The following is a 3,093-nucleotide window of genomic DNA, read 5'->3' as shown; positions in this document are numbered from 1 at the left end:
CGGCGAAGCCGGCAGCGCGCCGCGGTTTGGCGCCGCGGTGCGGGCTGGCTCCGTGACCTTGCGCGATGCCACCTGTCCCGCCATTCACGCCGGGCTGTTGGCGGCGCAGCACGGCGTGCCCTTCATGCCGATCGCCGGCATCATCGGCAGCGACCTCCTCGAGGTGCGTCCCGACTGGAAGGTGATCGACAGCCCGGTCGGCGAGGCGCGCAAGGTCGTCGTGGTGCCGGCCATCACGCCCGACGTTGCACTGTTCCACGCGCCGGAGGCCGATCGCGCGGGAAACGTGCGGATCGGCCGCTTCCGCGAGCTTGCCACCATGGCCTATGCGGCCAGGAGGACGCTGGTCACGGTCGAACGCATCGTCGAGCGCAATCTGCTGGAGACGGAGGACTCCGCCGCCGGCGTGCTGCCGTCGCTCTATGTCGATGCCATCGCGGTCGCCGAGCACGGCGCCTGGCCGCTGGCGCTGTGGGACGAATATCCGGCCGACGAGGCCGAGATCGCGCGTTACGCGGCGATGGCACGCAGCGAGGATGGCTTTCGCGCCTATCTCTCGACCTTCCTGACGCATCGCAAGCAGGTGGCCTGATGTCGTCCGATCACGAACGTCGCGAGATCCTGATCGCCGCCATCGCCGATCTGCTCGACGGCATCCGTCATGTCGCTGTCGGCGCCTCGTCCCCGATCCCCGCGGCCGGCGCGATGCTGCTGCGCGCCCGCAACGAGCGTGACGGCAAGCCGCCCGTGCGCATCTCGATCCTGGGATCGCAGGCGCACAACTTCTTCACCAATGGCGGCATCGAGCTGTTCGACTGCGCCGCGCAGGGCCGCGTCGACGCCTTCTTCCTCGGCGGCGGCCAGATCGACGGCGAAGGCAACATCAACCTGGTCGGCACTGGCGACTATCCAAAGACCGACGTGCGCTGGCCCGGCTCGTTCGGTTCGGCCTACCTCTATCATCTCGTGCCGCGCGTCATCCTGTTTCGCGACGAGCATTCGCGGCGCGTGTTCGTGCCGAAGGTCGATTTCGTCAGCGCCCGGGCAATCACGCCGGGAGTCCCACGCCGGGGCGGCCCCTATGCGCTGCTGACCAACATGGCGCTGTTCGACTTCGACCGCGAGGCAGGTGGCTTTGCCCTGCGCTCGGTGCATCCGCCGTTCACGCCGGCCGACATCAGGGAGAACACCGGCTTCGACTATGCCGAGCCGGACGTTGTCCGCGCAACGCCGCGGCCGGATGCCGCAACGCTGGCGCTGCTGCGCGGGCGGGTTTTCGACGAGCTCGCCGAGACTTATCCGGCCTTTGCGCGGATCATGAAGCAGGCGGCGTGATCGCACCGTTCTTTGCCACGAAAAAAACATTGGCCTGGCGGCAAGTGCGGCCGGATGGACGGGGCGGTCTAAGCGAATCGCCGATGGGTGGCACGGTGGTATTCCAGTCTGGTTTGGCAACGCAAACGGGATCGCAACCATCTTGCGATTCGATGGTTATTGGGCGGAACTTCCGCCCGTCCGTCGCCCCCTGGCACATGAGCCTGACGATGCGCCTCCGCCGACCGGTCCTGGCTGCCATCCTCGTCGCTCTCGCAAGCCCTTGTTTTGCCGAGTCTTCCACTGCGATTCCGGTGAACAATCCGCCGGCCCAGCAGCATTCCTTCATCGATCTGCTGGCGCTGATGTCAGGCCATTGCAAGACACTGAAGGTGGCCGGGCGCACCTTTGCCTGCAAGACCGTGGCCTATGCCCATGGCGACAAGGGCCGCGTCAACTTCGCGGTCGCGGTCGACGATCCCAGCGACGAGCACCACGTGGTGTCGTTCTCCGGCGAGAACGGCAGGCGGGCCGATGACAATTCCTACGAGTTGCCGATCGACCGCATGCTGCTCAACTCCAAGGACCGCCCCAAGGTCGACGGCCTTCCCGTCCCCGCCGAGCAGACCTCCACGGGCGTCTGCCGCCAGACCGGCAATTTCGCCGCCAAGAAGGTGAAGGACGTCACCTGCTCGGCGACCGACAACGAAGGCCGGACGTACGAACTGCTGTTCGTCTCCGACGGTACGCCGGTGAGCGTGCGCCGCATCCGGCAGTCGTCGCCGTCGATCCAGGATCCGTTCAAGTAGCGGGCCTCACGCGAACGCCTTCTCCAGCGTCGCGAAGATCACGCCGAGCGACTTGTCGTGGCGGGTCACGGCCGGCACCGGGCGATCGATGTTCATCAGCTGATAGACTGCCATCTGCGCCGCGCGTACCGAATACTCGACGGTGAAGACGACGTCGTCCGGAATCTCCACGAACTGGCTGACGAAGGCGAGGTTCACCGAGTTCGCCGGCACCGGCAACGGCCGGTCTGTGATGCTGCGCGGCATGAACATGCTGGTGATGTAGGGCATGCGGCAGGGGATGCAGATCGCATCGTCGAACACGGCGCGATCGAAATTCAGATGGCCGCACAGCTCGGTCAAAATGTCGGCGCCGCCGCAATCCGACATTGGCTTGGCGACGAAATTGCCGACGCGATCGGGATGCAGCGCGTAGCCCCAGAACACCTGGACGTTCTTCGGCTGGCCGGTGAAATGCGGCTGGTGATACAGCACGACCGACATCAGCCAGTTGGAATCCTTGAATGTCACGAGCCCGCCGGTCCCGGCCTTGTTGCCGGAGAATGCCTCCATCCGGTCGAAGAAGCGCGGATCACGGCAGGTCACCGTGAAGGACAGCCAGTAGGATTCGGGGATCGAGTTGTTGAAGACCGACGGATTGCCGAATTCGGGACGCCCCTTTGCGATCGTCTCCCACAGTGCCCAGCCCTGGCTGTCGTCCTTCGTCAGGTGCGGGGCGGGCTCGGTCATGGTGCCGAGGCTCGAGGCATCCGTCATCGAACCGTTCTGGAAGAACACGAGGTCGCCGTCCTCGAGGCGGACGTTGGCAGTGCGGCCGTCGCGGTCGAGCACGAGCTGGCGCACCCGCAGCTTCTCTCCCTCCGGCTCGAATGCCATGTCGGTGACGCGCGTTCCGCGCACGAACTGCACGCCCTGCCGCTTCAGCCAGTCCTCGAGCGGCCGCACGATCGCGTCATACTGATTGTAGACC

General features: G+C 65.8%; 4 protein-coding genes. 3 read left to right on the top strand and 1 reads right to left on the bottom strand.

Annotation, left to right across the window (positions count from 1 at the left end; all coding sequences use genetic code 11):
- The 3 genes from IF809_RS38305 to IF809_RS38295 form a co-directional block, all read left to right on the top strand.
- Positions 1–592 (top strand): CoA transferase subunit A (locus IF809_RS38305; protein ID WP_462840054.1); only part of this gene is annotated, 592 nt, incomplete at its 5' end.
- Complete coding sequence (locus IF809_RS38300; RefSeq protein WP_462840053.1) at positions 592–1,335, top strand: CoA-transferase; 744 nt, start codon at positions 592–594, stop codon at positions 1,333–1,335. The genes IF809_RS38305 and IF809_RS38300, both read left to right, overlap by 1 nt.
- Before the next feature lie 209 nt (positions 1,336–1,544).
- A complete protein-coding gene (locus IF809_RS38295; RefSeq protein WP_128963960.1) occupies positions 1,545–2,123 on the top strand; it encodes a hypothetical protein in 579 nt (192 codons plus the stop codon).
- A 6-nt stretch (positions 2,124–2,129) separates the two neighbouring features.
- On the opposite strand, the gene IF809_RS38290 is transcribed toward IF809_RS38295, so the two are convergent.
- Positions 2,130–3,093: oleate hydratase (locus IF809_RS38290; protein ID WP_462840052.1), on the bottom strand; the 964-nt coding region annotated here is incomplete at its 5' end.

The sequence above is a fragment of the Bradyrhizobium sp. UFLA06-24 genome, from assembly GCF_054967145.1.
Note: the sequence above shows the minus strand (reverse complement) of the source record. Positions and strands in the feature narration are given on the sequence as shown.

Coding starts and splice junctions, on each gene's coding strand:
- IF809_RS38295 (WP_128963960.1), top strand. CDS start 1,545: ATGCGCCTCCGCCGACCGGTCCTGGCTGCCATCCTCGTCGCTCTCGCA.
- IF809_RS38300 (WP_462840053.1), top strand. CDS start 592: ATGTCGTCCGATCACGAACGTCGCGAGATCCTGATCGCCGCCATCGCC.